Below are 26,553 nucleotides of genomic sequence, written 5' to 3'. Positions count from 1 at the left end.
CTGCTGCTCCGGGATGCGCAAGCCTCTGGCGGTGGTCGACATCCCCGCACCAGACCCCGCCTCGCCGCTCTACGACCGTGCCGCGACGCAGATCCCGCGCATCGCCGAGAAGGTCCTGGAGGCGTTCTTCGCCAGATCGGCGACATACCGGCAGCTGCCGCACCAGCTGGTCGACCGCGAGATCACCGAGGCGGTGACCCGTCACCTGCAGGTCTTCCTGCGTGCGCTGCGGGAACAGCGACCGCCCGCGCCCGAGGAGCTGGACATGCAGATCGCCACCGCGGTGCGCCGCGCCCAGCAGGGCGTTCCGCTCGACATCGTGCTCAGCACCTATCACGTCGCCGCGACCGTGGGCTGGGAGGCGATGGCCGCGGTCGCCGAGCCGGACGAGATCCCCGACCTGCTGGCGACGGTGCCGGCGCTGCTGCGGTACCTGAGCGTCGCCGTGCCCGCGGTGGCCGGGTCGTACCTCGCCGAGCAGCAGGCCCTGCACGCCGAACGCCGCGAGGCCGGTCGCGCGCTGGTCGCCGCCCTGCTCACGGGCAGGGAGGCCGAGCCACTCGCCGAACGGATCGGGCTGGAGCTGTCCGCTCATCACGTCGTCGTGGCCGTACGGGTCGAGGCACCGCCAGTTCCCGAGGGTGGCGACGCGCGACTCGCCGTTCATGGGCTCGTGCGGCGGCTACGAGCCGAACTGCCGAAGCACGCTCTGTCCGCGTTGGACCACGACGGCGGAACGGTGCTGCTGCCGACCACCGAGGAGACCGCGGAGTCGGACCTGGAGGAGGCCGCCGAGCTGGTCCGCCGGCTGCTCACCGCCTCGGGCACCGGGCTGACCGGCGGCATCGCCGCGGCGGAGAGCCGAGAGGACATCCCCGCCGCCGCCCGTCAGGCCGCCGACATCGCCGAGCTCGCCCAGCGCCTCGGCCGTCCGCCCGGCGCGTACGTCCTCGACGACGTGCTGCTGGAGTACCAGCTCTGCCGCCCCGGCCCCGGCCGCAAGCGCTTGGCCCGCGTGATGGACCGGCTGTCCGAGCACCCCGACCTGCTGCACACGCTGCGGACGTTCATCAACAGCGACCACAACCGCCACCGCACGGCCGACGAGCTGCACCTGCACCGCAACACGCTGAACTACCGCCTGCGCCGCGTCGCCGAGCTCACCGGCTACAACCCCGCCGACCCGACGGACATCCGGCTGCTCTCGGCGTCGCTGATCGTGCACGACCTGAGGTCCTGAACGCCGAAGAGGCGAGCGCAAGGGATGCGCTCGCCTCTTTCAGACGTTCAGATCAGTCGCCGTGGGGGTTCTGGACCGAGACGTGGACGTGGTCGTAGTGACCACCGGTGACACCGCTACCGGCGGTGTAGGTGCGCCAGCCCTCGGACGCACGGGCCACGCTCCAGATCTTGCCCTGCCAGATCACGTAGCGGACGTCCAGCTTGGACGCGTGCTTCTGCAGCCAGTAGGCCAGCTTCCAGCCCTGGGCCTTCTGCGACTCGGTCGGGTAGGTGCCGATCGCGTTCGAGATGGTGCAGTCGAGCGCGTTGCCCGTGTTGTGGTTGCTCGTCGACGACTCGTAGCTGCGGTAGTCGCCCACCCAGCACTGCTTCTCGCCGGTCTTCGAGGCGATCTGGTCGTCGATGAACTGCGTGCGCTTGGTGGCCTGCGGCGCCCGCGCGGTGGCCGACGGGTGCGGGTTGGTCTCCGGCGCGGGGTAGGTGCCCGGCGACGGGTCCGGGTCGCCACCGGCGTCACCGAAGCGGTGCGAGGCGTTCTCGTTCTTCAGCTCGGCCTTGAGGTTGCCCTTGGCGCCGGCCGCGAACGTCTGCTTCGCGCCACCGTAGTTGCTGTTGTAGAACACGGTGACGGCCTTGGTGGACCGGTTCCAGACCGACGCGGCGTTGTTCTTGACGCACACGCCCTGGCCGTTGCCCGCGCTCTTGAACTCGTAGCAGCTCGGCTGCGAGTCGCCGTAGTCGGCGATCGAGCCCGCGAAGTCCGACACCGAACCCGCGTTGTCGCTGTTGTAGTAGAGGCAGAACTCGCCAGACTCGCAGGAGCCGTTGCGGTCCGTCGCCGCGTTCGCGACACCGGCGCCTGCCCCGAAGGACGCGCTGAGCAGCGCGCCCATCAATGCCACAAAAGTGAATTTCTTCAGCACGTTTGACCCTTTTCGCTCCACAGGCTCCCCGGCCTGTGCAGGGGAAGCTTCGTTTCGCCAGAAGGATTGCGAGACGCGCTGACATTCCACTGACACCGGCGGCCACCGAAGTGTCAGCGGGGCCGTTCGGGGCTACTTCTCACAGGCCACGCCGTCACCGTCGCGGTCGAGTCCCGAGCGGTAGCCGGCCTGTCCCCGGTAGAGCGGTGCCGCGCCGGCTGCCTTCGCCTCGGCGCAGCTCCCGTAGTACGCGGGTGCCGGTGCGGGAGGCGCGGGCTGCGGCTGGGGCTGGGGCTGGGGTGCGACGGGTTGCGGTGCGGGCTTCGGCGCCACGGGCGGCGGTGCCACGACGGGCGCGGGCTTCACGTCGAGCCCGCCGCACGAGGGACCCCAGAACCCCAGCGTCGCCTGCTTGGCGGCCGTCTCCGCGGCCTGGATCGCCGTGTCCGCGCCGGAGATCGCCCGCGCGACACCCTGACCGGCCGCGAGAACCGCGTAGTCCATGCCGTCGGCCAGCAGCAGTTGCGACGCCACGATCCGGACGGGCTTGCCCACCAACGTCTTCGTCGCGAACTCGACCGACGACGCGGCCCAGCACTCACCGGGCTGGGCGAGTCCGGAGAGCAGAACCTTGGCGCCGTTGGAGAGCACCACCGTGCGACCGTCCACGATGGACTCGACGGTGACCGGCGGAGGCGTGGTCGTCGTCGGGGCGGAGGTGGTGGTCGTGGTCGTCGTCGTGGAGACGCCGGACGCGAGCTCGGCGGGTGACTCCGTGCCGCACGCGGACACCACGAGCAGGAAGCCGGCGACGATCGCGGCTTCCTTCGCCAGCTTCTGGGAAACGGTCATGGCCGCCACATCGCGACATTTGCCGGGCGGCGTTACACAAGTCCATTCGACTGCGCATAAAGCGCGGCCTGGGTGCGGTCGCGCAGTCCGAGCCTGCCGAGAATGCGCGAGATGTGATTCTTCACCGTGCCCTCGGAAAGGTGCAGGCGCTCGGCGATCTCCTTGTTCGTGGCGCCACCGGCGACCAGCCGCAGCACCTCGACCTCGCGCACGGTGAGCGGTTCGCGATGGCTGTCCGACCGGTCCAGCACCGCCGCCAGCCGGGCCGCCGCGGCAGGGTCGAACTGTGCCACGCCCGCCGCCGCGAGCTTGACCGCCGCAGCGAGTTCCCGCGACGGCAGGTCCTTGAGCAGGTAACCGGTGGCGCCCGCACGCAGCGAACGCACCACGTAGTCCTCGTCGTCGAACGTGGTCAGCATGACGACCTTGCACGAGGGCGCGCGCTTGCGCAGCAACGCCACCGCCTCCACGCCGTCGAGCCCCGGCATCCGCACGTCCATCAACACCACGTCCGGAGCCAGCGTCACCGCCAGTTCCACGGCCTCGTGCCCGTCAGCGGCCGCGCCGACGACCTCGATGCCGGGCTGCAACCCCAGCAGCGAAGCGATCCCTTCCCGGATCAGCCGCTGGTCGTCGACGACCAGCACGCGCGTCATGCGTTCCCCGCCACGGGAATCGTGACTGTCAGCCTCGTGCCCGCCGGCGAACTGACGAGGTCGACCCGCCCACCGGCCAGCGCGACCCGTTCCCGCATCCCGAGCAACCCGAACCCCTCCGCCGCCGCACCCATGCCACGCCCATCATCGGCCACGGTCAGCCGCGCCCGCTCGGCATCGAGCTCAACCTCAACCTCGATGTGCGTGGCAGCAGCGTGCCGGCGCGAGTTCGTGATGCCCTCCTGCGCCGCGCGATACAACGCATGCAACGCCCCCGTCGCATGACCTTCCGGCGAACCGCTGACCGTCAGCGTCACATCCCCTTGCCCCGCAACCAGTTCGTCCAGTGCGGCCGGCAGCTGGAACGACCGCAGCGACCGAACAGACTCCCGCACCTCGCCCAACGCCCGCCGCGCGGACCGTTCGGCATCCAGCACCGCGGTCTTCGCCGTGCCGGGCTCGCGGTCGTGGAACGCGGAAGCCTTCTCCAGCAACACCACGATCGCCGTCAGGTGGTGGCCAAGGTCGTCGTGCAGATCCCTGGCGACCCGAGCCCGTTCCGCCGCCGCAGACAACTCGGCGACCGTCCGATGCGACTCCTGCAACCGAATCCGCCCGTCACGCTCACGCACCGCCACCGCGGCCATCGTGATCGTGAGCACCAGCCCCACGGCGAACATCACCAGGTCCGACACCTGCTCGACGTCGGCGTACCACTCCGGCGTGCTCACAACGGCCACCGCCAGGCACGCCACCGCCAGCACGACCGCAACGCCGCGCCCGAACGCGAAGAAAGCCGTGAACGGCACGAGCAACAACATCACCCGAGCCAGCCCAGAACCGTCCACATAGGCCAGTCCGACGTACAGCGCGGCCCGCAAGACCAACAACCCCGAAGCCACCGGCTTGGGCGTGCGCACCGGATAGGCCCGGAACTCCACCAGGTCCACAACCACCAGCACCGCAAGCCCACCGACCAGCAACGGCACCCGAGTGTCACCAAGCCCGGAAACCGCGGCGTACACCCCCGCGACCAGCACGGCGACACACATCACCGGCGAGACCCAGAACGCCGGCCGCGAGGTGTACATGCCGCTCAGGCTAGTGCCGGACGAGCCGACCACACCGCCGCGGACAACCACACCAGCACCACGGCACACGCAACGTGCACCAGCGCGGCCAACGGCGTGTCCGGCAAAGCCGCGAACACCGCCAACAACACGAACGAGACCCCATACCCCCAAGCAGGCACCGCGGGAAACACCTTCGCCCGCACCATCGACACCCCGAACAACACACTGCCGAGCACGAACACCAACGACCCGGCCCTCAACACCACCTGGGTCAAGGGCGCCACCTGCCCGGGTTCCAGAAAGAAGATCACCAGGTTCAACGAGAACGCCACCCCGGTGAACACCCCGAGCCCGAGCATGTTCGCGGCGAATGCAACCGCCCCGAACCGCCCCGACGCGTGCGCCTGATGCCCGTGCAACGCCAGCACCGCAGGCACCCCGAACGCCGTCCCCAACCCGATCACCGCACTGGTGAACGCCGTCTCGCCGGTGAAGGCCTCGACCGCCCCCGGCACCCCGATCGACAGGGCGAGCACAACCCCGCACACCGCACCGAACCTCGGCAAGAAGATCCTGTTGTCCGTCACACCGCCGACGCTAGGGACGCCACCACCGTGCCCCGAAGTACCGACCGGCCACTTCGGACGCCAGAGGTCACGCCCCCAGGGGTGCCGATCGGCACGTGCCTCTCACCGCCCGTGGCTCCCGTTCACCGGCGGGATGCATCGTCGCCCGGCCGGGTCGACACGACGGTGATCCACGTCTCGATGCAGCACTAGAGCCCCGACCCGTGTAGCGTGACGTCATCTGTCATGGCTACGAAGTACCGTTCGCCCGTGATCGCAGGTCACGGGCGTTTTGCTGTTCAGCGTCTTTGCCATGGCGGACACCCCGGCCCCCGCACAGTGCGGGTGCCACATCATGCTTGGAGTGCACCATGGCCACCGGAACCGTCAAGTGGTTCAACGCTGAAAAGGGCTTCGGCTTCATCGAGCAGGACGGTGGCGGCGCTGACGTCTTCGCCCACTACTCGAACATCGCCGCGCAGGGCTTCCGTGAGCTCCAGGAAGGCCAGAAGGTCTCCTTCGACATCACGCAGGGCCAGAAGGGCCCGCAGGCGGAGAACATCGTCCCCGCGTAGTCGGGACACCGCTGCTGATCCGTCAGCGGCACGCACGACCTTGAACCAGAGCCCGGCCGGGTGATCCATCCGGCCGGGCTCTGTTATGCGGGTAGGCGACCACGCCATCAGGACGACGGGTCGGTGCAGACCAGCCGTCCGTGCCGGTGTTCACCCGTTTGCCGGTCAACACCACCACCGCCCGACGGCGTTGGCTCACAGTGCGCTGCATCACGGTCACCGACAGTTCTCGTCGTAAGAGCTCCGAGATCGGTGACCAGGATGCGGCGCCCGTGCGCGGACACGATCTAGCCGAGGGCGGACCTGATGGAGTTCAGAACCATTAACGGCCGGCGCGTCCCGATCAAGGGCGGGGGCAAGAGCGGGGCGGTGGTGGCGGCCGGGGTGCTCGCGCTCGGCTTGGCAGGCGGCACCGGCGGCCTGACCCTCGGAGGCGGATCCAGCCTGGTCTCCGAAGTCGGCGCAGGCGCGCAGAACGCCGCGCAGGGTGCCAGCTCTGGCTCGAGTGGCTCCGCGCAGCTCAGAGCCCGCAAGTCCGAGGGACAGAAGTCCGCGCGCAAAGGCGACAGCGAGGCTGCCTGGCAGCGGCTGGGCGTCAAGCAACTCAAGCGCACCGCGCGTCAGCAGGCCGAGTGCGTGGCGGTCTCGTTCGGGCAGATCCGCGACTTCTTCACCCGCACCCGCTGCACCTCCCTGGACCGCGCCCTGTTCCTGGTCGGCGACGGCGCGGGCAACACCGCGGTGCTGTCGGTGGTCTGGGTCGGTCTGGCCTCCACCCGCGACGCCGACAAGTTCGAGTCGGTGATGAAGATCCACGGCAGCGGCGACATCCAGCCCCTCGGCTCAGCGATGCTGGGTCTCGCGGACATCCGCTTCACCGGCGAGAACTACGGCAGCGACCGCAACGGCAAGAACGTCACCATCGCCGAAACCGAACTCGCCTCCGGCCACCTCGACCGTGACACCCTCGACGCCATCGCCGAAGTCTCCGCCTACCTGCCTCGCATCTGAGCGTCGTGGCCCTGGTCGTGCTCCCATGTCGTGCCCCGAGCACGAAGCAGACCTGAATGCCGAGCACACCCGTCCGCTCGGAACTCCACGTCTCCGAACCACTTGCGGCGCAACCAATCCCGCATACGAGCAAGCTGGAGAGTTCTGTTCCAGAACAGCAAGAAACCCGCCTGATCCGCGATGTTCGCCAGATCAGACGGGTTTCTACCTACAAGTGGAGCCGAGGGGACTCGAACCCCTGACCCTCACACTGCCAGCTTGGTCCACAAAGGACCCTTACCTGCGGAAACCCGAACACCCCAGGAAATGCAGGACAGTGCCGATCACTGACCTACAAGCCGACGCGCCACAACAGAGCCCACGGCAACGCTCGGGCTCCGGGGCGATGCGAGTGCGCTCTTCTGCCACTGAGCGGGCTGCGGCCGTTGGCGCCGACGGCGGTGCCGGGCTACCCGTTTCCCGGCACCTCGGTTCGCCAGCCGAGAAGGATCGCGCGGAGCGCCTGCTCGGCGAGTCGCCGGGCACGCTCGTTGTCGACGGTGCCGAGATGGCCGAGCGAGGCTATGCCGTAGAGCGTTCCCCAGATGATCTCGCAGGCCTCATCGGAGTCGGCCAGGACCACGTCGTGCGCGTCTGACCAGGCGGCGAGCAGTTCCTTCAGGACGGCGACGGCCGGTTCGACGGCGTGCCTGCGCTCGTCCGCGTCGACTGCGGCGCCGTTCATGACCGCGTAGAGGTGTGGGTGCTCGCCGGCGAACCGGACGTACTCGGACGCGATGCGCAGCATGCGCCGGTCGATGCAGGGCTCCTCGGCGGCCTGCCGGAAGTCGGCCAGCATCAGGCGGTGGCCACGCGCGACCAACTCCAGCACGAGCGCGTCCTTGTTGGCGAAGTGCTGGTAGACGACGGGGGCGGAGTATTCGACGTCGGTCGCGATGCGCCGGATCGTCAGCGCCGCGGTGCCCTCTGTCTCGAGGACGTGCAGCGCGGCCTCGATGATCCGTTCGCGGGTGCTCGCCCGTTCCCGGTCCCGTCTTGTACTGGTCGGCATGTTCCGTCACTTCACTTCGGTGGTGTCCGCGGACATTAGCCGCCGCCCTTGACGACGACGTCTCCGCCTAGCTAACTTAACGACGTTAGAAAATCTAACGTCGTTAGAAACCGAGGAGCAAGGCGTGATCCACCACATCAACCGGGCCACGTTGAAGGCCACCGCGACGCCCGAGCAGATCGAGGCGGCGTTGGAGAGCTGGCGCACCCAGGGCCGGTCGAACCCCGTGATCAAGTCCTTCATCGTCGGCCGCGACCACGGCGGCGACTACGCCTACAGCTCGGTGTTCGTCCTCGAGGACCTCGACGGGCTCTTCGAATACCTGACGCACCCGACCACCTACCAGACCGACCACCTCGGGCTGAACCTGGTCGAACGGCTCGAGACCTTCGACATCAGCGACGACAACGATCCCGACCTGAACGCGAAGATCCAGGAACTGCACCGGCGCCGCAACGAACTCAACCCCGAGGTCGCCGGAATGCTGGCCGACGTGCCTGCCTACACCGGTTCCGGCGTGGACGACTGACCGGTCTCAGACCCGTCCTGGGCGCGGCGACGCACCCAGGACTCCCCCCATCAAGGAGAAACCTGACATGGCCGAACACGTCATCATCGGCGCCGGTTCCATCGGCGCGAATGTCGCACGCCTGCACGCCGAGAACGGCGAAAGCGTCCGGATCATCACGCGCAGCGGCTCTGGCCCCACGCACCCGCTCATCGAGCGGGTCGCCGCGGACGCCTCCGACCCCTCACGCATGACCGAACTGTCCCGCGGCGCGAAAGCGATCTACCACTGCGCGAACCCGCCCTCCTACACCAGCTGGGAACGCTTGCTGCCGCCCCTGCAGACAGCGATGATCACCGCCGCGAAGACCAACGACGCGGTCCTGGCACTCACCGGCAGCCTCTACGCCTACGGCCCGCAACCCGACGGCCGGATGAACGAGCACACCCCCATGGCCGCCACCGGGCGCAAGGGCCGCCTGCGCAGAAGGCTGTGGGAACAAGCCCTCGCCGCCGGCATCCGCACCGTCGAAGTCCGCGGCTCCGACTACATCGGCAAGGACGCGAACGGCCTCTACTCCATGCTCATCGAGCCTGCCTCGGAGAAGGACAGCGCCGCTTGGATCCCGGGCCACCTGGACATGCCGCACACCTTCACCGTCAACGGCGACATGGCCAAAACCCTGGTCACACTCGCCCAGGACGAACGCGCGTGGGGTCGAGCCTGGCACGTGCCATCCCCACCGGCCGTCACCATCCGCGAGCTCGCACGACGCTACGCCGTCGCCGCGGGCCGGCCGCCGACCACACTGATCCAGATGCCGCGCTTCGCGATGCGCACGGCCGGGCTGGTCGTGCCCATCGCCCGCGAGATGGCCGAGATGGACTACCAGTGGTACGCGCCATTCCACATGGACGCGACGGAGACGGCAGACACCTTCGGCCTGACCGCCACCGATCTCGACACCGCCATCCGCGACCAGGTCGGCGCGATCAGGGAGGAGCACGCCGACCGAGGACCGCGGTCGAACATGTAACCACCAACGCGCGCTCATGGCGCAAGTCGCGCGTTGCGAAGCCCGGCAGCCAAGATCGCCTTTAGGGCGACTTGCGTTCAAGGAACTGGAGGCGCACAACTGAGGCACACCCGCGCGCCCCAGAGGTCGTCATGGCTTGGGCAGAACAGATCGGCACGCAGTCCTGGCGAGTCCGCTACGGCACTGGTGACGGCCACACCGTCTCGATCTCCGGCTTCACCACGCAGCGCTCAGCCGACAACTACGCCGCCGACATCCACCCGAGATCGCCCAGGCACGGAGACTCGGGCACCACCTGCCCAACCGTGTCACCGAGGTCTACTCCTATGTCGCACCCGAAGTCGAACTCCGACTCCTCAACGACTTACAGCGCCGCTGGCACGAAGCAGACCTCAACGTCAAAGCACACCCAACGGCACCACGGCCAATCGAACGCCACGTCCGGACCGCTTGCCGCGTAACAAAGCTATGCCCCTCACACCGTTAGTGAGAGGGGCACGACGACCACCCAGTCCAGCGACCAGCACGACGATCAAGCCGGAGAATCCTGCTCCAGAAGTGCTCCATAGGGTCACCGCAACACGATCAACAGACGATCACCCAAGATCCACCCAGAACAGCAAGAAACCCGCCTGACAAGCGGAAACCGCTCGATCAGACGGGCTCTCAATTCAAGTGGAGCTGAGGGGACTCGAACCCCTGACCCTCACACTGCCAGTTTGGTCCACAAAGGACCTCTACCAGCACGAACGCTAGAACACCAAGACCTCCAACGCAATCAACCGCAGTTCAATGCAGTTGCAGGCAGTTCCGCTACGTTCAACTCCTGACGCCGCTCCAGTTTCGCTCCACGACGTTCAGTGTGAGACTCGCCGTCGGCATCACAACGATCCAACGGCAGGTTGAGCGGTCACGATGGCACGATGAGCCGAAAACGGTCTCCGCACGGGTGAATCAGTTCAAGGCGAGGCGGCGCGCTCTTGGAACATGGCGCGAGCCCAGGAGTCATCAGCCACCGCCCAACCGCGGCACTGCCCAACTCGGTGAAGGTCCGGGCGCGCTACGCGGCCGCGCGTACGGATCCGAGATCGCGGCCGAACCAGCGTGTGGTGAGGTCGATGGTCTCCTGCAGGTGGTCTGTGAAGAGTTCGAAATGCGTCTGAGGGATCTCAACCACGTCAAGCTGCTCGACCGCGCTGAGTACGCGGCGAGCGGCCGGCGCGGGGGTGATGGTGTCGTCCGCGGCGAGGATCGCGTGGACAGGGGTGGTGATGGCTTTCAGGTTTTCGGTCGGACCGGCGCGGGGTAGGGAGGCTCCTTGTCACCGTCCTGGTCCTGGTTCCAGGTGGCGATCATCCCGTTGGAGTACGTCTGCTCGGTGTCGAAGCTGACAGACCGCTGGTCGGGCAGGGGTCCGACACCCACGGTGAAGCTCACGTGATCGTCCGGCTTGATTCCCCGCCCGGGCTGCGCCGTCCAGACCAGCGTGGTGACCTGGCCGGGAGCTCCGGAGACGGTCTTCTCGGTCCATCCGTCGACCGGCGGAACGCTGACGACGGACAGCGCGGGCGGGATGGCGACGGCGACCCGCACCGTGGTGGCGTCGGCGAGTTCGCTGGGAACCCGGAACTGCAGGGTGGCGGGTTGTCCGGGAGTGGCCTCGGCGATGACCCGCACGTGCGCCATGGCGGGTTGGGCCATCGCGAAGACTGCTCCCGCCACGACGGCCGTGGCGGTGAGGACACGGGCAAGGCATGCGCGAGTGCTGTGGGACATGAGGCGGTCCTCTCTGCTCTGCCCGGGAATCAGCAGCAGTCGCAGTAAACGAGGTCTGCGGTGGTCACCGCGTGGCCGTGCATGCTGCCCTGGTTGGTCAGCGCCGCCTGCTGCACGGGGGTCGCGGCGCCCTTGGCCGCGATGGCGATGCTCTTGCCCCCGAATGCACCGAACCCGAGCACCATGGGAGCGCCGCCGTTCGCGTCCGTGGTGAACGAGAGGACGGGGGACTTGCTGCCGTCCTCTGCGACGGAGTAGGCCTGATAGACGGTGTTCGCGCTGAGGCGACGTGCTTGGAGTTGGATCATGTCCAGCCCGCCCACAGGCCGGATGGTGGCCTCCAGGACGCGCCCCTTGGCGGGATCCAGGGTGTCGCCGGAGGTGCCGTCGGGCAGGGTGGTGGGAACGTTGCGGGCTTGCTGGTCGAGTCCTTGGCGGCCGAGGTTCGCGGCGTTGCCCGCGGCGGCTGCCCGCGGCGCGTAGACGACGGCCTGTGGCTCCTGCCCCGACTTGATGGTGTCGATCACCTTGTTGGTGGCGGTGTCGATGACGTCCACCGCGTCGGACTTCTCCAGGCCGACGTACATCCGGGAACCGTCACCGCTGGCCCAGGCTCCGTGGGGAGCATGCCCGCTGTTCTTGATCTTGGCGATCAGTACCGGGGTGCCGCCGGTGAGGCGGTATGCCCAGGTCTCGTCCAGCCCTCCCATGGTCAGGTAGGCGAACTTCCCGCCGCGGGTGTCGGCGAACTGCGGGTGGTTGGTGTCGGGCCCGGTGGTGAGGACGGTGACGACCTTGTGGTGGACGAGGTCGACCACAGAGACCTTGCCTGCTCGCTTGTGCGCCGCCCACAGTTGCTTGCCGTCGGGCGAGATCGCCTGATCGGAGGAGAAGACGTCACCGAGGCCGGAGATGTGATCCTCGACCTCGCGGGATTCGACGTCGATCACGGTGATCTCGGGCAGGCTGATGTGGTTGACGTAGGCGTGCTTGCCGTCCGGGCTCATCACGACCTTGGAGGGGCCCTGGCCGACGGGCAGGTTGGCGATGACCCCGCCGTGTACGGCGTCGACCACGGTGACGGTGTCCCTCCCCCGGTTCGCGACCCAGAACTGCTTGCCGTCGCGGGTGAAACTGCCCTCGTGGGAGGCCCGCCCCACGTCGGTGGTCGTGAGGACCTTGTTGGTGGTCGTGTCGACGATGTCGACCGTGTTGCTGGTGACACTCACCACCGCGAGACGTTGCTGGTCCGGCGAGTACGCCAGGCCGTGGACGCCGACATCGCCGAGGTACTGCGGGCTCAGGGTGCCGCCCACCCGCTGGTCGCCCAGCTTGATCGTGCCCAGCGTCCTGCTGGACGAGGGATCGATCACCGAGACGGTGTTGGACGTCTGGTCAGCCGTGTACACACGGTCGAGGCCGGAGATGGGGATCGGCTCATGCCTGGCCGCCGCGGGCTGTGCCAGGGCACTGGCGGTCAGGGTTCCGCCTCCGCCGGCCAGCGTTGCGATCAGAACCCAGGTAGCACGACGTGCAGAAGGCATTTCGTTTCTCCATGAGGATGTTTGTTCGAGGGCATGGCGAATCACCTGATCGCCCAAGGAATTCGGGCGTCAGGAGGTGTGGGACGGCCGTCAGGCCGTTGGGGGCGGTGTCACGGGGAGGCGGGCCACGACCCGGCCCTCCTCGTCTTCCAGGATCAGATCTGTGATCGTGTCGCGGTGCATCGCGGTCACCATGCGGGTGGCTATCGGTTCGTCACCGGTGGCCCGAACGCTTCCGCCGGGACTACGTGCGCCAGCGGCGTTGACGGTCATCATTCGGTAGACCGCGCCTGGCTGGAGTCCGGAAAGGACGATCGGTACCTCAGTGCCGCCAGGGCTGATGACCATCGGGCCCTCGCGGACCAGCGCCACAGCCGTTGCGGGCGCAGGATCCTGCCGTGTGGCAAGCGGTACGGCCACCGCGGCTGCCGCGACAAGAGCAGCCGCAGCAACACCGACGGCGACCCGGTGCCGGATTCTGTGCCGCACAGTCGCCGCTCCAGGACGGCCTCTGGCGACGTCTCGGCGAATCCGATCGCCCAACTCCAGCGAGGGCCTCTCGTCGGTGACCACGCCGACTGCGGTCTCACGGCTGAACTGCGGATCTGTCAGACGCAATGTCCGCACCACATCACCGATCTCGGACACCTCACGGGTGCACTCCGGACACCGGTCGAGATGCCGGGAGAGTTCCTTGGTGAGGGCCTTGCCGAGGAGCAGGCGTTCGGTCAGCAGAGAGCGGACGGAAAGGCATTCCTGATTCATGAGGCCAGCCACCCGTTCTCCTCCAGGATGAGTCTCAGGGCGCGCACGGCGTAGTACAGCCGGCTGCGCATCGTGGAGGCCGAGATACCCATCTCCTCGCCCAGTTCGGCGCAGGTACGCCCGCCGAAGTACACCTCGACCACCGCCTGCCGGTGCTGTGGGCTCAGCCGTTCCAGAGCCTCGCTCAGCTGAATCCGCTCCAGAAGCCCATCGACCGGATCGAACCCCGACGATGACTCGGTCACGGCTTCCCACGAGGTTTGGCCAGCACCCTCACGGACTCTGCGCCGCCGAATCGCGTCCACGACTCCGTTGCGCGCGATTGCGAACAGCCACGTTCGCATGGTGCCCTGTTCCGGATCGAAGCCTTGCCCCGACCGCCAGGCACGGACGAACGTCTCCTGCACCACTTCCTCGGCCAGCTGCCGGTCCTCCAGTGCCTTGTAGGCGAATCCGAACAGCTCCCCTCCGTAGCGTTCGTAGGCGACCTGAACCTCGCGTTCGGTCCTCAGGCCGGACTCCTCCGCGTCCGTCGGACCTGAGCGTCGGCGCAACCAGCGCAGTGGGCTACCGCTCACAGTCACCTGTATCCGCTCCGCGCTGCACCGCCATGGCGCTTCCTCATTCTCCGGAAAGTGTGTTCATCAGGGGGATACGCACGACCTCGAGCAGGTGTTGAACGGCGCCGAAGAAAAACCCGCAAGAACCAGACCGCCGCACACGAAACGCGTATTGCCCGCCTCGTCAGGTGGTATCTGCCTCAGCCGGACGTGCCGGGCGGCGGGAGCGGTCCCCATGCTTTGGGGGAAGAGAGGATGAAGGACGTCGCGGGCTTGCCGAGTTCGTTGAGCTCGTCGATGAGCGGCTCGAGCGCGGTGATGTCGTGCGCGACCACGCGCAGGATGTGGTCGTCGGTGCCGGTGACGCGGTGATCTTCAAGAATGTGTGGCGTGGCACGGGCGGTATGAGCCATCTGGTGCGACTGGCGGACACCCGTGGTGGACAACACAACGAAGGCCTGGACGGGCCACCCTGCCTTGGCCGGGTCGATGCGCGCACTGTAACCGGTGATCACTTGAAGGCTTTCCAGGCGCCGCACCCTGGCGGCCACGGCCGGTGGGCTCAGCCCCACCCGGCGTGCGAGCTCGCGGTAGCCGAAGCGAGCGTCCTCCTGCAGCAGTCCGAGCAGTTGCCAGTCGGTGGCGTCGAGGGATGTCATGGCTCACATCGCACTTGATGACTTAACAAACGGCAAGTCCTACCCCGATTCGACAGCACAACATGCATTCCGTGCCGGTGATGTGCGTGCGTACGGTCGGCGGTGCCCGCTCGGGCCCTGACGTCAATCCTGTGGAGCCTGCCGATGAGCCGCCGTGGCCTGTTGTTGTTCCTGACCGTGGCCTTCCTGTGGGGAATCCCCTACCTCCTGATCAGTGTCGCGCTGGAGGGTCTGGGGCCGGTGGGTGTGGTGGCCGGACGGGTCGCCCTGGGAGCTGTGGCCCTGTTGCCGCTGGCGTGGCGCCGCGGTCTTCCGCGACTGCTGCGCGAGCGCTGGCGTTCGGTGCTGCTGCTCGCCGGAGTGGAAGTCATAGCGCCCTTCACGCTCATCGCGGTGGGAGAGCGCACCGTTCCCTCCGGGCTCACCGGGGTTCTCATCGCCACGGAACCTCTGTTCATCCTGGCGCTGAGCCTGTTCTGGGGCCGGCGTGAGCGTCTGGCCCGCGGGGCATGGGCAGGAGTGGTCCTGGGGTTCCTCGGAGTGATCGTGCTACTCGGGGTCAAGGGCGTGGGCGTGGACGCCGTGCTCGTGCTGTCAGCCGCCGCCTGCTACGCGGTGGGTGCACTGCTGATGCACCGCCTCTTCCCCGGCGTACCACCGTTGACCATCACCGCGGGCATGCTGACGCTGGCGGCCGGCCCTCTGCTGGTTGCTGCCGCAACCCTCGAACCGGCTCCGCAGATCACCACCGGGGTCGTGCTCTCCGTCGCCGCTCTCGGATTGGCCTGCACCGCGGGTGGCTTCACCGGCTTCTTCGCCCTGATCAACACCGAAGGGCCCGCACGCGCCGCCTTCATCACCTACCTCGCCCCCGTCGTTGCCGTCGCGGCCGGCGTCGCCGTGCTCGCCGAACCGATCACCTCGCACACGATCGCCGGAACCCTGCTGATCCTCACCGGTGCGGCCGTAGCCGCCCGGCGGCCAGGCAAGACGCACGGAGGATCCTCTTCAGCGCCGCGACGCAGTCGTCTCGACTCACGCGGCATCCCGGCTGCCGGCAACGAGCGGACCGGCGTGCGGATGGACGCAGAACGAAGCTGAAGGACGCGGTTTCCTTCTGTCAGCGGCGGCGCAGGCGCTTGTCCGCGATGGCCGGAATGACGGCGTCGAAGTTGTCGGCGGGGTTGATGTCGTTGCCTGGCTCCACGATCTCGTCGATGCGGTCCAGGACTGCGTCGTCGAGGACTACGTCGGCACTGAGGAGCAGGTCGTCGAGCTGTTCAGGTGTACGTGGTCCGATCAGTACCGCGCTGACCGCTGGGTGCGATCGAACGAAGCCCAGCGCCAGGTGGGTCATCGGTACGCCCATTTCGTCGGCGAGTTCGCGCAACCGACGTGCTGCGAGCACCTTGGCCTGGTTGGCGGGGCTGGCGAGGTCGAAGACGTGCTTCTCCATCTCCGCTCGCTGACCGCCGGTCGGATCGGCGCGGCCGGCCAGCCAGCCGCTGGCCAGTGGCGCGTAGGTGAGCGCGCCCATGCCGAACTCCTGCAGGGTCGGGAAGACATGGGTCTCCGGCCGGCGGTTGAAGATCGAGTAGCGGGGCTGCTCGCTGACGAAGCGTCGACTGCCACTCCGTTCGGCGGCCCACTGAGCCGAGACGATGAGCTCCGCGGGGAAGGTGGACGAGCCGATGGCACGGACCTTTCCCTCACGCACCAGATCAGTCAGGGCACCGAGGGTCTCCTCCAGATCGGTCCGGTAGTCCGGTCGGTGCATCTGATACAGGTCGATGTAGTCGGTACCCAGCCGCCGCAGGCTGTCCTCGACGGCGCGCCTGATCCAGCGAGCGGACCCGCCGCGCTCGTTCGGATGCTCTCCCATGGGCAGACCGAACTTGGTGGCCAGGACGACCTCGTCGCGCCGTCCTGCGATGGCCAGACCCACGACCCGCTCCGACTCGCCTTTGCTGTAGACGTCCGCAGTGTCGATCAGGTTGATCCCAGCGTCCAGCGCCCGGTTGACCATCGCCACTGCCTGCTGGTCGCTCGGGCCACCGGGAAAGCCGAAGTTCATCGCACCGAACGCGATGTCGCTCACCACGATGCCCGATCCACCCAACGTGCGCTGTTCCACGGTCACTCCCGTTGTTCCGGCCGATTTCGCACGTTCAACAGAACGCTGCGATTTCATCTGGCGGCACACACAGCTGTGACCGGGTATTGCCAGAGGGGGGTCGAATGGACCCCCTCGCCCACTGGTCGCACAAGCCGACTGAATGCGACCGTGACTGCGGCGGACGTGCGTTTCGGTAGCGCTACAGGCGCGATCATTTCCCCACGGCTGTCGGCGCCTCAGCTGAAGTCGCTGGCGCCCGCGATGTGGCGCCAAGCGTCCATTTCCTTGCGGACACCGTCCAACTTGGCCTCCACCGCTTGGAGCGTGTCGGAGCCCAGCTGAAGGCGCAGCGGCGGCTCCGCACCGGAAGCCATCTCGACGATCAGCCGTGCACCCTTGACCGGGTCGCCCTGCTGAGTCTTGTTGATGCTGGGGACCGCCTGGCGCATCGCCCCGGAGGTGGCCGCGTAGTCACCGATCGGCTCCTGGACAGTGTGCAGGCTGCTCGGCTCGAGGAAGTCGGTGCGGAAGTATCCGGGTTCGACGAGGGTCACGTGTATGCCGAGCGGAGCGAGCTCGGCGTGCAGTGCCTCGCTGAAACCTTCGACGGCGTACTTGGTCGATGCGTAGACGCCCCAACCGGCCAATCCGCCGAACGCGGCGATCGAGCTCATGTTGATGACGTGTCCGGAGCGCTGTTTGCGCAAGATGGGCAGGACGGCACGCTGGACAGCCAGCAGCCCGAAGACGTTGGTCTCGTACACCGCCCGGACTGCGGCGTCGTCGGCCTCTTCCACCGCGCACAGCAACCCTCGGCCCGCGTTGTTCACCACCACGTCGATGCCGCCGAAGCGCGCCACGGCTGCTGCTACCGCCGTCTCGATCCCGGCGGCGTCCGTCACGTCGAGCGGCAAGGCCAGCAACTGGTCACCGGCGTCCGGGAACTGGCTGAGCACCGCGTCCGTGCTGCGGGCAGTGGCGACGACCTCGTGCCCCTCGTCCAGAGCGGCACGGACGATCTCCGCGCCCAAGCCGCGGGACGAACCCGTCACAAACCACACGCTCATTGCCCGACTCCTTGAACGTAAGCCCCCGGCCGCGCGGCCGGTACTTGTTGCGAGATGTGCGTTGGTGTCTCAGCTGTTCGCGTGTCTCCGGCTGAGCTCACTGCGGGACGACGTACGGGAACTGGTCGTTCTGCTGAGCTTTGGTGGTGGCCGGGGAAAGGCCGCTGGGCACCGGCATGTTGGTCACCAGCGACATCATCACCTCGGGTGCGTTGTCCGCGCGGGTACGGCCGTTGCGGGCGGCGAAGCCGAAGCAGGCAGGAGTGCCGATCACATACGGGAGGATGTCCGGCAGGAGCTGTGCGGCTACGGTCTGCCCGTAGCCCGAGGGGTCGGCTGACGTTCCAGTGGCCGAGACCACGGTGGCGATCTGGTCGGCGATCGCCCGGCTGTCGGCGGCGACGTCCTCGGAGGGGTGGCGGGTGTTGGCGGGGTTGGAGAAGTCGGTGTCGTCGGGCCAGAAGATCGGCCACATCATCGGGTAGCCGCCCCGGTTGATCTGCCGCCAGCCACCCGCGTCGGTGGCCAACTTGGTGGCGCACCACACTGCGATGCTGGTTCCGGGCCGCAGCCGGTCGTGGGTGTGGGGGACTTCGAGGACGATTGCTTCCACCGTGGTGCCGGCGAAGGTGTTCTGGGCTTTCTGCGGGTCCCAGGACGACAGGTCCACCGCGGTTCCCTTTCCTACCGCGCCGTTGACGGCAGCAAGCAGGGAAAGGTCGATGTAGAAGGCTTCCTGGACACGTCCGGCCCAGGCACGGATACCGGCCGCTCCGGCGGCCTCGCCAGTGCGGCCTTCCAGCAGCAACTCGCCTTCGGCGTCATCGCCCAGGGCGTCCGCTTCGGTCAGGCAGTGCAGGCTCAACCCCTGCTGGCCACTCGGATCAGGCTCGCCGAAGGAGAACCGGAAGGTCAGGGCCTCCTGGTCGGCGCCGTCGAAGTGCACCTTGATCTCGTAGCGCGCTTCGTGGTGGAAGCCCGGCTCGGCGTAAACCCCGGTGATGTTGGAGTTCACGTCCATGACGAACACCGTGCTGTCCTCGCCGGGGAAGACGTAGAGGTCGTCGATGAACAGCTGGCCGTTCTGCGCTGCCAGCGGTGTGTCGAGATGGTGAGACATGAATAGTCCGTTCTCGTCGCTTTCGTACTGTTAGCGATTCGGATACGCCGGTTAATGCGGGGCCGCAATGTGCGTGCTGGTCCGAAGAAGTGCGTCAATGAAAGCTGGCGGCACTGGGCCCGCACACCACTCTTGCCGGTACCACGCTCCGGCCGACTTTTCATGCCGGGTGTGCACGCGATGGCTGGGCAGCCGGCCTGCGGGCCGGCCGGCTAAGCGCTCGTGCCCCGGTCGCTGATGCCGGTCTCGGTATCGGCGGCGGCCGGCTTCACGATGTCATCGGCACTGGAGGGCCTCGACGGGACACACCAGCTCGAGAGCAGCGCCAGAGCCTGCTCGGAAGGCGAATGTGGTTCGACGGTGTGCGTCCCGAAGATGAGATCAGGATCGCCCACCGGCGTCATGGCCTCGTATCCGAGTTCCAGCTCACCGACGAGGGGGTGGTGGTAGCGCTTGCTTCCGTAGTCGCGCCGATACACGTCGTGCTCGGCCCACCAGCGGCGGAAGTCGTGATCACGCACGGCCATGTCGCCGATGAGGTCGGCGAGTTTTGGATCGTGCGGGTGGGTGCCGGCGTACCGTCGCAGTTCGGCGACCACCGTGCGCGCGGTCGCCGCCCAGTCGTCGTACAGTTCGCGGGCTGCATCGACGGTGAACAGGTAGCGGACGATGTTCCGTCGCCCCGCGGGCATGAGATCGAGTCCGACGTAGAACGCTGCCCCGAGGTCGTTGATGGCGATGAGGTCGTAGCGTGGTCCTAGGACCAGCGCCGGGACGTCGGTGACCGTGTCCAGAGCACGGCGCAGCCCAGGGCGCAGGCGCACCGGAACCGCGTGCGCCCGCGGGGAGCTGTGAGAGCCGGCGAGGACGTGGAGGTGTTCCCGTTCAGCAGCGTTGAGCTGCAGTACCCGGGCGATGGCGTCGAGCACCGACGCTGACGCGGTCTTCCTACGGCCCCGTTCCAGCCGCTCGTAGTACTCGGCACTGACACCGGCGAGCAGGGCTACTTCTTCGCGTCGCAGTCCTGGTACTCGACGGATACCCACCGACGGTGGCAGCCCTGCATCCTGCGGCGTGATGCGCGCGCGGCGGCTGCACAGGAATGCCCCCAAGCCGTCAGCAGGACGTTCGTTCATGTATTCCAGGCTAACGATCCTGGCGGATATCCGAGGGGGGTCTGTTTGTCCCCCCTCAGGCCGTGGCCGGTCACAGCGGCGTCAACCTGATCGACACCGCAGACGTCTACCGCAAAGACGACTCGGAGCGGGTCATAGGCCTGGCCATCGCAGGGCGGCGCGACGAGGTCGTCCTGGCTTCCTCGCAGCGGAGGTCACGGGTCCTGCCCGACTGATGATCTACCAACAGGAGCTGTTCGCCCTGCTTCAGCCGCAGGCGGGAGCGACCGCACGCACCGTCGATCCTCCGCTCACCATCGGCACGGTGATCGACGATGCTGATGCTGGTGGCCCCAGCGTCCCGCAGGCAATGACGTGGTGAGGTTTCGCGACGAGGAGCATCTCGTCGCACAGATCATCGACACCGTGCTGCAGACGCGGGCCTGGCGGAGTTCAACGCCATCAAGCGGCAAATGAACCAGGATGCTGCACAGGTACAGATCAAGTTGCGTCTCAACTCACCAAAGCGCACACCAGACATGTCAACCACCCGATCCACAGTGGAGACCGACATGGCCTGGACAGAACAAACCGGCAAGCATGCCTGGCGGGTCCGCTACCCCACCAGTGACGGACACATCGCATCCATCTCCGGCTTCACCACTCAGAAGGCGGCCGACGACTACGCCACCGACATCGAAACCGACCAGCGACGCCAAGTCTGGATCGACCCAACACTCGGCCGAGTCAGCGTCGAAGACTGGGCAACACGCTGGCTCCCCACACTCGACATAGACCTACGGACGTTCGGAAACTACGACGGCAATCTGCGCAACCACATCGTGCCTCGCTGGGGCAGCACCTCACTGACTGAACTGTCCACTCTCGACATCACGGGGTGGATCAAGGATCTCGGCACCGAGTACGCACCCACCACTGTCTCCACGATCGTGAAGCTCATGTCGATGATGCTCGAAGATGCCGTCGACGAACGCATCATCCCCGCCAACCCCGTCCGCCGCCGACGGCGACTGGGACGCCGCGCAGCCAAGCGACAGCCCGAGAAGATCTGGGCAACACCGGAGGAAGTCGTACGTATCGCTGCCCAAGCTTCATCGCTTGCCGGCGACACCATCAGCACTCTCATCATCACCGCGGCCTGGACTGGTTGCCGTTGGGGCGAACTAGCCGGCCTGCACCGCACCAACCTGCGCCTCGACACCAGGCGCCTGGTCGTCGACCCGGACGTCGGGGCGCTTCACGAGTACAGCCGCATGCGGTGGATCGGGCCACCCAAGACCACCGCATCGGCCAGAAGCATCTCGCTCCCACCGTTCCTGATCACCCTGCTCCGCCAGCACCTCGAACGGCACGACAACGAATTCGTCTTCACCAACAGCCGCGGCAACTGGCTCTGGCACAGCGATGTCATGCGCCGCGGTCTACGCCCTGCCGCCGACGGCAACTTCGATCTCGCGAGCCCGCGTATCCGGACCTACCCGATTCGGCCGGGCTTGACCTTCCACGGCCTCAGGCATAGCCACAAGACCTGGCTCATCGCGAGCGCCGTACCCGAAATCGCCCAATGCCGCCGACTCGGCCACCACCTCCACGACCGAGTCACCGAGGTCTACTCGCACGTCGCGCCCGAAGTCGAACAACGACTCCTCAACGCGCTACAACAGCGCTGGCAGACCGCGACCAAGAAATGCCGCACTCACCCGATGCCACCCACCCCTGCACGTCACGGAAACGAAGCCGCATAACGAACCTAGATGCCATTCACACCGCTGGCGGGATGGTCACACCGCAGTACCGAACGCCTACACCGGAAACGTCCTGGTCATCGAGTGGCAGGGACAGCGTCCGGAATGATCTTCCTGGAGGACCGTCCTCCCGATCCCCTCCATGTCAAGCCAATCTGGAGCACCCTCGACGATCACAGCTGATCGGCCAGCAAACACAAAGAACCCCTCCGACCTGCGCAAACCGCAAGATCAGAGGGGTTCTACCTACAAGTGGAGCTGAGGGGACTCGAACCCCTGACCCTCACACTGCCAGTGTGATGCGCTACCAGCTGCGCCACAGCCCCTTGAAGGTCCACGCTCCCGGCGGGTTTCCCTGTCGTTCTCGTGTGGCAATACCGTACAACACCCATGCCACAAGATAAAAATCGGGGGTATCCCAACCCCATTCGGCCTGGTAGAACCCCATCCCGGCCGCCAAGAACCAGGCCCGCAACGCCTGCCGGAGAACCAACAGTGACACGCAACACAAAAGCGCCTGGCCCCGGGAGATCCCAGGGCCAGGCGCTGAACCGAGCGGCTTACTTCGCCAGGTCGGAAAGCCAGTTCTTGTTGTCCAGGTCAACGAGCTTCCCACCGGACGCGACGCTGGGCGTGCCGCGGAACCGCCCCGACTCGCTGTCGCGCAGCACAGGATCGTTGCTGGTCTTGGACATCAGCTCGTCCAGCTGCGCCTTGTAGGTCTGGTTCTGCACGCACGACTCGAACCCGGCCGCGGTCACGCCGACGTCCTTGCCCAGCCTGATCAGCTGGTCCTTGGTGTAGCCGGCCTCGCCTTCCTCCGGCTGCTTGCTGAACAGCGCCGCGTGGAACGCGTTGAACTTGCCGTCGTCGGCCACGCACAGGGCGGCGTTGGCCGAGTCGGTCGAGTAGCCCTCCGGTGACGACAGGCGGTTGAGCATCGGCAGGATGTTGTAGCGGATCTTGACCTTGCCGTCCTCGACCGCCTTCTTGATGTCGGTGCCGTAGGTCTTCTCGAACGTGCCGCAGATCGGGCACAGGAAGTCCTCGTACACGTCGATCGTCACGGTGGCCGTGTCCTTGCCGACGAGCACCGTGTTGCCGTCGCGGACGGCGGGTGCCGAGATCGTGTGGTCGGCCGGGGCCAGCGGGATGACGTCCGTGGCCGACGTCGACGGCTTCATCTGCTGGAAGATCACGTAGCCGATGACGGCGACGGCCAGCACCGCCACGATGGCGATGCCGGCGATGACCTTCGTGCGGTCGGAGCCCGACGAACGGGCCTGGACCACCGAACGCGCGGCCTGCTTCTTCTTCCGCGCACTGCGCTCTGCTCCACCCACGGCGACGAGGGTAGCGACACAAACTAAAAGAAAGCTGAGCGCGCAATCATGCTTCCGGGTGACGTGGCTTGCCGCCCACGCGTTCGCCGGTCGGAATCTCCGCGCTCTCGTCGAGGCAGCCGCACTCCGGCGCGACCGCGGCGGCCGTGTGCTCCTCCTCATGTGTGGGCAGCGTCTCGGGCGAGACGAACCAGAAGCCCACGGCCAGCAGCAGCGAGGCACCGGTGATGGCGAACGACGCTCCGAAGCCGAACGAGTCGGCCAGCAGGCCCGCGCACATCGGGCCGATGATCGCGCCCAGGTCCGTCACCATCTGGAAGCCCGCGAGGACGGGGCCGCCCTTGCCCCGAGCACCGATGACGTCGGCCACCACGGCGTTCTGTGGCGGGTTCAGCAGGCCCGCGCCCGCGCCCGCGATCAGCGACGCCGCCATGAACGTCCACAGGTCGCCGGTGAAGCCCATGCCGACCGTCGCGAGACCGCTCACCAGGAGACCGGCGATGGCGACCGGCTTGCGGCCGCGGGTATCGGCGATCCGGCCGGACAGGAACAGCATCGCGGCGTTGCCGGCCGCGAACACCGACATCGAGATGCCCGCCACGGCCGCGCTGTGTTCCAGGGCTTCGATGACGAACACCGGCACCAGCGAGATCCGCACGCCGAAGACGGCCCAGCCGTTCGCGAACCCGGACGCCAGCGCCGCGCGGTACGCGGGGTGCCGTGCCGCCTCGCGCACCGTCATGGGCACGTCGGTGTTGGTCTTGTCGATCGCCACCAGGGTCGAGCGCCGCAGGAAGATCCAGACCACGAACGCAGCGATGCACAGCAGCACGCCGTACGACACGAACGGCACCCACAGGCCGAACGGCACCAGCCCGGCACCGACGATCGGTCCGGCGATGTTGCCGACCAGGAAACCCGCGGCCCACATTCCGGACGCCCGCCCGCGCATCGGCGCCGGCGTGATCCGGATCAGCAGCCCGAGAGCGGCGACCGTGAACATCGTCGACCCGACACCCGCGAGCGCGCGCCACGACAGCATCTCGGCGTAGCTGGTCGAGAACCCGCACATCGCGGTGCCGACCGCCACGATCAGGATCCCGACGATGTACACCCGAGGCTCGCCGAAGCGGTTGACGAGTTTGCCGCTCATCGGGGCGAACGCCAGCCGGACGAACGCGAAAGCGCTGATCAGAGCCGCGACAGCGGTGTGACCGACGCCGAACGAGGACGCGTACACAGGCAGAACGGGTGCCACGATCCCGAAACCCACGGCGATGATGAAGCTCGCCGCGACCAGGACCCACACCTCGACCGGTAACCGATCGCGCACAAAGCCTCCCTTAGCCCTGCTAAGGATATGTCACGCGGCAACTAAGTAACTCAGTCGAGCAGCTCATCCACTCTGCGTACATATGCGGTCACGGGATACGCCGCGACGAAGCCGCAGGCCTCCGCGAACCGCTCCCCCGGACCTTCGTCCACCTGCGACGCGACCAGCATCGCGCCCGACGAACGCAACGCGGAGGCAGCGGACACCACCAGCGAACGGCCCACACCGCGGCGCCGTCGCGCCGGACGCACCACGCACTGCTCGACCAGCCCCACACCACGTTCGGCGAACCCCGACACGAACCCGCCGATCCGGTCGCCGTCGTCCATCACCAGCACCAGGCACCGCGGGTCGTCCAGCCGATGCCCGAGCCACCGCGACAGCCGCTCGCGGTTCCCGACCAGCTCGTCGGACAGCAGCTCGACGATCCCCGCAACGTCCGCGTCGACCGCCGGCCGCACACCCTCGGCGACCGAGGCGGGCCCGCGATGGACCACGGTCAGCAGCTCCTCGACCGCGTACCAGCCGGAGTCGTCGGCGATGCCCTCGATCTCGTCCACGGTGGTCGGCGACGCGTACACGACGGCCTCCGCGCGCCCCACGTCGGCGAACGTGTGTTCCAGCTGCAGCAACGTCGAGGCGACCTCGACCGACGTCCCGTCCAGCGCGCAGCCGAAGTTGCCGGACGGCAGCGGGTTCTCCCGGTTGATCACCACGGCAGCGCTGCCGACCTTGCCCACCTTGCCGTACCGGACGGCACCGGACGCGAGCCGCGCTCCCTCCACCAGGATCGCGAGCGACCTCGACTGGTAGGGGTCGAGCAGCTCCGGGTCGTCCGGGTCGCGCAACGGGTCAACCAACGCGGCGGTCCTTCCACTGGGCACCTGGACGCAACGCGCAGTCCAACAGGAACACCCCAATCGTCGCCCACGCCAGCGGAGCCAGCACGGCCGCGGTCCCCGGCTGCCCGGTCCGCAGCAGGAACTCGCGGTGCGGCACGGCCTGTGCGAACCACGCCAGCCACGACCACGGCGACCGCCACCGCAGCACCGGGACCAGCCCGTACGCGAGGTGCAACAGCCCAGCGACCACCAGCAACGGGCGTCCCCACGGCCCGAACATCTCCCGGAACCCCGGCTGGATGCTCTTGCGCAACGACCGCCAGCAGTCGCCGAACGTGTCGATCCCCGAGGTCGTCAGCAACGCCGAGGCGTCGACGAACTTCACGAACCCGCCGTTGTCCCTGATCAACGTCGCCAGGCCGACGTCGTCCGCGTGGGTGCCCGCGATCGCCTCCCAGCCACCGGCGGCGTCGAACGCGGTCCGCCGCACCAGGACGCAGTGCCCGACGGCGAGCGCCGTGGCCCCGCGTCCGTCCGGCGGCGACCCCTCGAACACCAGCGTGTTGAACGCGGGCAGCAGGAACCACCAGGCAGGCCCGGTTCCGCGTCCCGACGACGACACGAGGTCCGCACCGAGCGCCGTCGCCGACGCCACCAGCCGTCCCACCAGATCAGGCGTGCACGTCACGTCGGCGTCCATGAACAACAACCACTCTTCGTCCTGAACGGACCCGACGCCGAGATGCATCGCGTGCGTCTTCCCCGCCCAGCCGGGCGGCGGACCGGACGACTCGACCACCTCCGCGCCAAGAGACCGCGCGACAGCTGCCGTCGCGTCCTCGGAAGCGTCGTCCACCACGACAACGCGCACGCCCGGCTGGCCGACCAGACCGGGCAACAACCGCGGCAACGTGGCTTCCTCGTTGCGCGCCGGCACGACGGCCAGCACCGACGCGTCCACAGACGACGCCGACACCTCCGGCACGTGCCTCCACTGCCGCACGGTCCTCGTGGACCGCACCACAGACAGGACCCCGGTAGCCACGCCGATCAT

28 protein-coding genes and 1 tRNA gene are annotated in these 26,553 nt (G+C 67.5%); 9 read left to right on the top strand and 20 right to left on the bottom strand.

The window, feature by feature from the left end; genetic code table 11:
• The first annotated feature begins 13 nt into the window (after positions 1-13).
• A complete protein-coding gene (locus tag ACSHWB_RS20230; protein ID WP_439663556.1) occupies positions 14-1,240 on the top strand; it encodes a PucR family transcriptional regulator in 1,227 nt (408 codons plus the stop codon).
• Between the two features lie 52 nt (positions 1,241-1,292).
• Here ACSHWB_RS20230 and ACSHWB_RS20225 read toward each other — a convergent pair whose 3' ends face one another.
• The 5 genes from ACSHWB_RS20225 to ACSHWB_RS20205 all read right to left on the bottom strand — a co-directional run bounded on the left by ACSHWB_RS20225 (position 1,293) and on the right by ACSHWB_RS20205 (position 5,333).
• Positions 1,293-2,165, bottom strand: coding sequence for a peptidase inhibitor family I36 protein (locus tag ACSHWB_RS20225; RefSeq protein ID WP_439663555.1), 873 nt, complete (start codon positions 2,163-2,165; stop codon positions 1,293-1,295).
• 132 nt (positions 2,166-2,297) lie between these two features.
• A complete protein-coding gene (locus ACSHWB_RS20220) occupies positions 2,298-3,017 on the bottom strand; it encodes an excalibur calcium-binding domain-containing protein (protein ID WP_439663554.1) in 720 nt (239 codons plus the stop codon).
• Positions 3,018-3,049: 32 nt separating this feature from the next.
• The gene (locus tag ACSHWB_RS20215) at positions 3,050-3,673 is read right to left on the bottom strand and encodes a response regulator transcription factor (RefSeq protein ID WP_439663553.1); all 624 of its coding nucleotides are present in this window, start codon (positions 3,671-3,673) and stop codon (positions 3,050-3,052) included.
• On the bottom strand, positions 3,670-4,764 hold the full coding sequence (locus ACSHWB_RS20210; RefSeq protein ID WP_439663552.1) for a sensor histidine kinase: 1,095 nt from the start codon (positions 4,762-4,764) through the stop codon (positions 3,670-3,672). Before ACSHWB_RS20210 ends, ACSHWB_RS20215 begins: the two co-directional genes overlap by 4 nt.
• 5 nt (positions 4,765-4,769) lie before the next feature.
• Positions 4,770-5,333: a hypothetical protein gene (locus ACSHWB_RS20205; RefSeq protein ID WP_439663551.1), complete on the bottom strand. Its 564-nt coding sequence runs from the start codon at positions 5,331-5,333 to the stop codon at positions 4,770-4,772.
• 350 nt (positions 5,334-5,683) lie between these two features.
• On the opposite strand from ACSHWB_RS20205, the gene ACSHWB_RS20200 reads away from it, so the two are divergent.
• On the top strand, positions 5,684-5,887 hold the full coding sequence (locus ACSHWB_RS20200) for a cold-shock protein (protein ID WP_030475722.1): 204 nt from the start codon (positions 5,684-5,686) through the stop codon (positions 5,885-5,887).
• 306 nt (positions 5,888-6,193) lie between these two features.
• Positions 6,194-6,898 (top strand): hypothetical protein, encoded by a 705-nt coding sequence (locus tag ACSHWB_RS20195; RefSeq protein ID WP_439663550.1) that lies wholly within the window; start codon positions 6,194-6,196, stop codon positions 6,896-6,898.
• Positions 6,899-7,346: 448 nt separating this feature from the next.
• Here ACSHWB_RS20195 and ACSHWB_RS20190 read toward each other — a convergent pair whose 3' ends face one another.
• Positions 7,347-7,949: a TetR/AcrR family transcriptional regulator gene (locus ACSHWB_RS20190; protein ID WP_439663549.1), complete on the bottom strand. Its 603-nt coding sequence runs from the start codon at positions 7,947-7,949 to the stop codon at positions 7,347-7,349.
• A 124-nt stretch (positions 7,950-8,073) separates the two neighbouring features.
• Between ACSHWB_RS20190 and ACSHWB_RS20185 the strand changes: the two genes are divergently transcribed.
• Together ACSHWB_RS20185 and ACSHWB_RS20180 are read left to right on the top strand one after the other, a co-directional pair.
• Positions 8,074-8,478: a Dabb family protein gene (locus ACSHWB_RS20185; RefSeq protein ID WP_439663548.1), complete on the top strand. Its 405-nt coding sequence runs from the start codon at positions 8,074-8,076 to the stop codon at positions 8,476-8,478.
• 67 nt (positions 8,479-8,545) lie between these two features.
• Positions 8,546-9,493: an NAD-dependent epimerase/dehydratase family protein gene (locus ACSHWB_RS20180; RefSeq protein ID WP_439663547.1), complete on the top strand. Its 948-nt coding sequence runs from the start codon at positions 8,546-8,548 to the stop codon at positions 9,491-9,493.
• Between the two features lie 1,278 nt (positions 9,494-10,771).
• On the opposite strand, the gene ACSHWB_RS20175 is transcribed toward ACSHWB_RS20180, so the two are convergent.
• The 5 genes from ACSHWB_RS20175 to ACSHWB_RS20155 form a co-directional block, all read right to left on the bottom strand.
• Complete coding sequence (locus ACSHWB_RS20175) at positions 10,772-11,269, bottom strand: DUF1775 domain-containing protein (protein ID WP_439663546.1); 498 nt, start codon at positions 11,267-11,269, stop codon at positions 10,772-10,774.
• 29 nt (positions 11,270-11,298) lie between these two features.
• On the bottom strand, positions 11,299-12,813 hold the full coding sequence (locus ACSHWB_RS20170) for a beta-propeller fold lactonase family protein (protein WP_439663545.1): 1,515 nt from the start codon (positions 12,811-12,813) through the stop codon (positions 11,299-11,301).
• 90 nt (positions 12,814-12,903) lie between these two features.
• A complete protein-coding gene (locus tag ACSHWB_RS20165; RefSeq protein ID WP_439663544.1) occupies positions 12,904-13,590 on the bottom strand; it encodes a hypothetical protein in 687 nt (228 codons plus the stop codon).
• On the bottom strand, positions 13,575-14,156 hold the full coding sequence (locus tag ACSHWB_RS20160; protein ID WP_439663543.1) for a sigma-70 family RNA polymerase sigma factor: 582 nt from the start codon (positions 14,154-14,156) through the stop codon (positions 13,575-13,577). The genes ACSHWB_RS20165 and ACSHWB_RS20160 overlap by 16 nt, the downstream gene beginning before the upstream one ends.
• Positions 14,157-14,338: 182 nt before the next feature.
• Complete coding sequence (locus ACSHWB_RS20155; protein WP_439663542.1) at positions 14,339-14,797, bottom strand: Lrp/AsnC family transcriptional regulator; 459 nt, start codon at positions 14,795-14,797, stop codon at positions 14,339-14,341.
• A gap of 144 nt (positions 14,798-14,941) precedes the next feature.
• Between ACSHWB_RS20155 and ACSHWB_RS20150 the strand changes: the two genes are divergently transcribed.
• Complete coding sequence (locus ACSHWB_RS20150) at positions 14,942-15,898, top strand: DMT family transporter (RefSeq protein WP_439663541.1); 957 nt, start codon at positions 14,942-14,944, stop codon at positions 15,896-15,898.
• A 19-nt stretch (positions 15,899-15,917) separates the two neighbouring features.
• Here ACSHWB_RS20150 and ACSHWB_RS20145 read toward each other — a convergent pair whose 3' ends face one another.
• From ACSHWB_RS20145 to ACSHWB_RS20130, 4 genes are all read right to left on the bottom strand, one after another.
• Positions 15,918-16,931, bottom strand: a complete 1,014-nt coding sequence (locus ACSHWB_RS20145; RefSeq protein ID WP_439663540.1) for an aldo/keto reductase — start codon at positions 16,929-16,931, stop codon at positions 15,918-15,920.
• Positions 16,932-17,149: 218 nt separating this feature from the next.
• Positions 17,150-17,980 carry an oxidoreductase gene (locus ACSHWB_RS20140; RefSeq protein WP_439663539.1) on the bottom strand — a complete coding sequence of 277 codons (831 nt, stop codon included), beginning with the start codon at positions 17,978-17,980 and terminating at the stop codon, positions 17,150-17,152.
• A 97-nt stretch (positions 17,981-18,077) separates the two neighbouring features.
• Positions 18,078-19,100: a DUF4331 family protein gene (locus tag ACSHWB_RS20135; RefSeq protein ID WP_439663538.1), complete on the bottom strand. Its 1,023-nt coding sequence runs from the start codon at positions 19,098-19,100 to the stop codon at positions 18,078-18,080.
• A 212-nt stretch (positions 19,101-19,312) separates the two neighbouring features.
• Positions 19,313-20,236, bottom strand: a complete 924-nt coding sequence (locus ACSHWB_RS20130) for a helix-turn-helix domain-containing protein (RefSeq protein ID WP_439663537.1) — start codon at positions 20,234-20,236, stop codon at positions 19,313-19,315.
• A gap of 62 nt (positions 20,237-20,298) precedes the next feature.
• Between ACSHWB_RS20130 and ACSHWB_RS20125 the strand changes: the two genes are divergently transcribed.
• The 3 genes from ACSHWB_RS20125 to ACSHWB_RS20115 all read left to right on the top strand — a co-directional run bounded on the left by ACSHWB_RS20125 (position 20,299) and on the right by ACSHWB_RS20115 (position 21,981).
• Entirely contained in the window at positions 20,299-20,451 is a 153-nt protein-coding gene (locus tag ACSHWB_RS20125) for an aldo/keto reductase (RefSeq protein ID WP_439663536.1), read from the top strand.
• Positions 20,451-20,597, top strand: a complete 147-nt coding sequence (locus ACSHWB_RS20120; protein ID WP_439663535.1) for a hypothetical protein — start codon at positions 20,451-20,453, stop codon at positions 20,595-20,597. The genes ACSHWB_RS20125 and ACSHWB_RS20120 overlap by 1 nt, the downstream gene beginning before the upstream one ends.
• Positions 20,598-20,787: 190 nt before the next feature.
• Entirely contained in the window at positions 20,788-21,981 is a 1,194-nt protein-coding gene (locus ACSHWB_RS20115) for a tyrosine-type recombinase/integrase (RefSeq protein WP_439663534.1), read from the top strand.
• 253 nt (positions 21,982-22,234) lie between these two features.
• Here ACSHWB_RS20115 and ACSHWB_RS20110 read toward each other — a convergent pair.
• The 5 genes from ACSHWB_RS20110 to ACSHWB_RS20090 form a co-directional block, all read right to left on the bottom strand.
• A tRNA-Ala gene (locus ACSHWB_RS20110) sits at positions 22,235-22,307 on the bottom strand.
• Between the two features lie 234 nt (positions 22,308-22,541).
• Positions 22,542-23,324 (bottom strand): DsbA family protein, encoded by a 783-nt coding sequence (locus tag ACSHWB_RS20105; RefSeq protein ID WP_439663533.1) that lies wholly within the window; start codon positions 23,322-23,324, stop codon positions 22,542-22,544.
• Between the two features lie 46 nt (positions 23,325-23,370).
• Positions 23,371-24,657, bottom strand: a complete 1,287-nt coding sequence (locus tag ACSHWB_RS20100) for an MFS transporter (protein ID WP_439663532.1) — start codon at positions 24,655-24,657, stop codon at positions 23,371-23,373.
• 50 nt (positions 24,658-24,707) lie between these two features.
• Positions 24,708-25,517, bottom strand: a complete 810-nt coding sequence (locus tag ACSHWB_RS20095; RefSeq protein ID WP_439663531.1) for a GNAT family N-acetyltransferase — start codon at positions 25,515-25,517, stop codon at positions 24,708-24,710.
• Positions 25,510-26,553 carry a glycosyltransferase gene (locus ACSHWB_RS20090; RefSeq protein WP_439663530.1) on the bottom strand — a complete coding sequence of 348 codons (1,044 nt, stop codon included), beginning with the start codon at positions 26,551-26,553 and terminating at the stop codon, positions 25,510-25,512. Before ACSHWB_RS20090 ends, ACSHWB_RS20095 begins: the two co-directional genes overlap by 8 nt.

It is taken from the genome of Lentzea sp. HUAS TT2 (assembly GCF_051853195.1).
In the GTDB taxonomy this organism is placed as follows: Bacteria; Actinomycetota; Actinomycetes; order Mycobacteriales; family Pseudonocardiaceae; genus Lentzea.
Note: the sequence above shows the minus strand (reverse complement) of the source record. Positions and strands in the feature narration are given on the sequence as shown.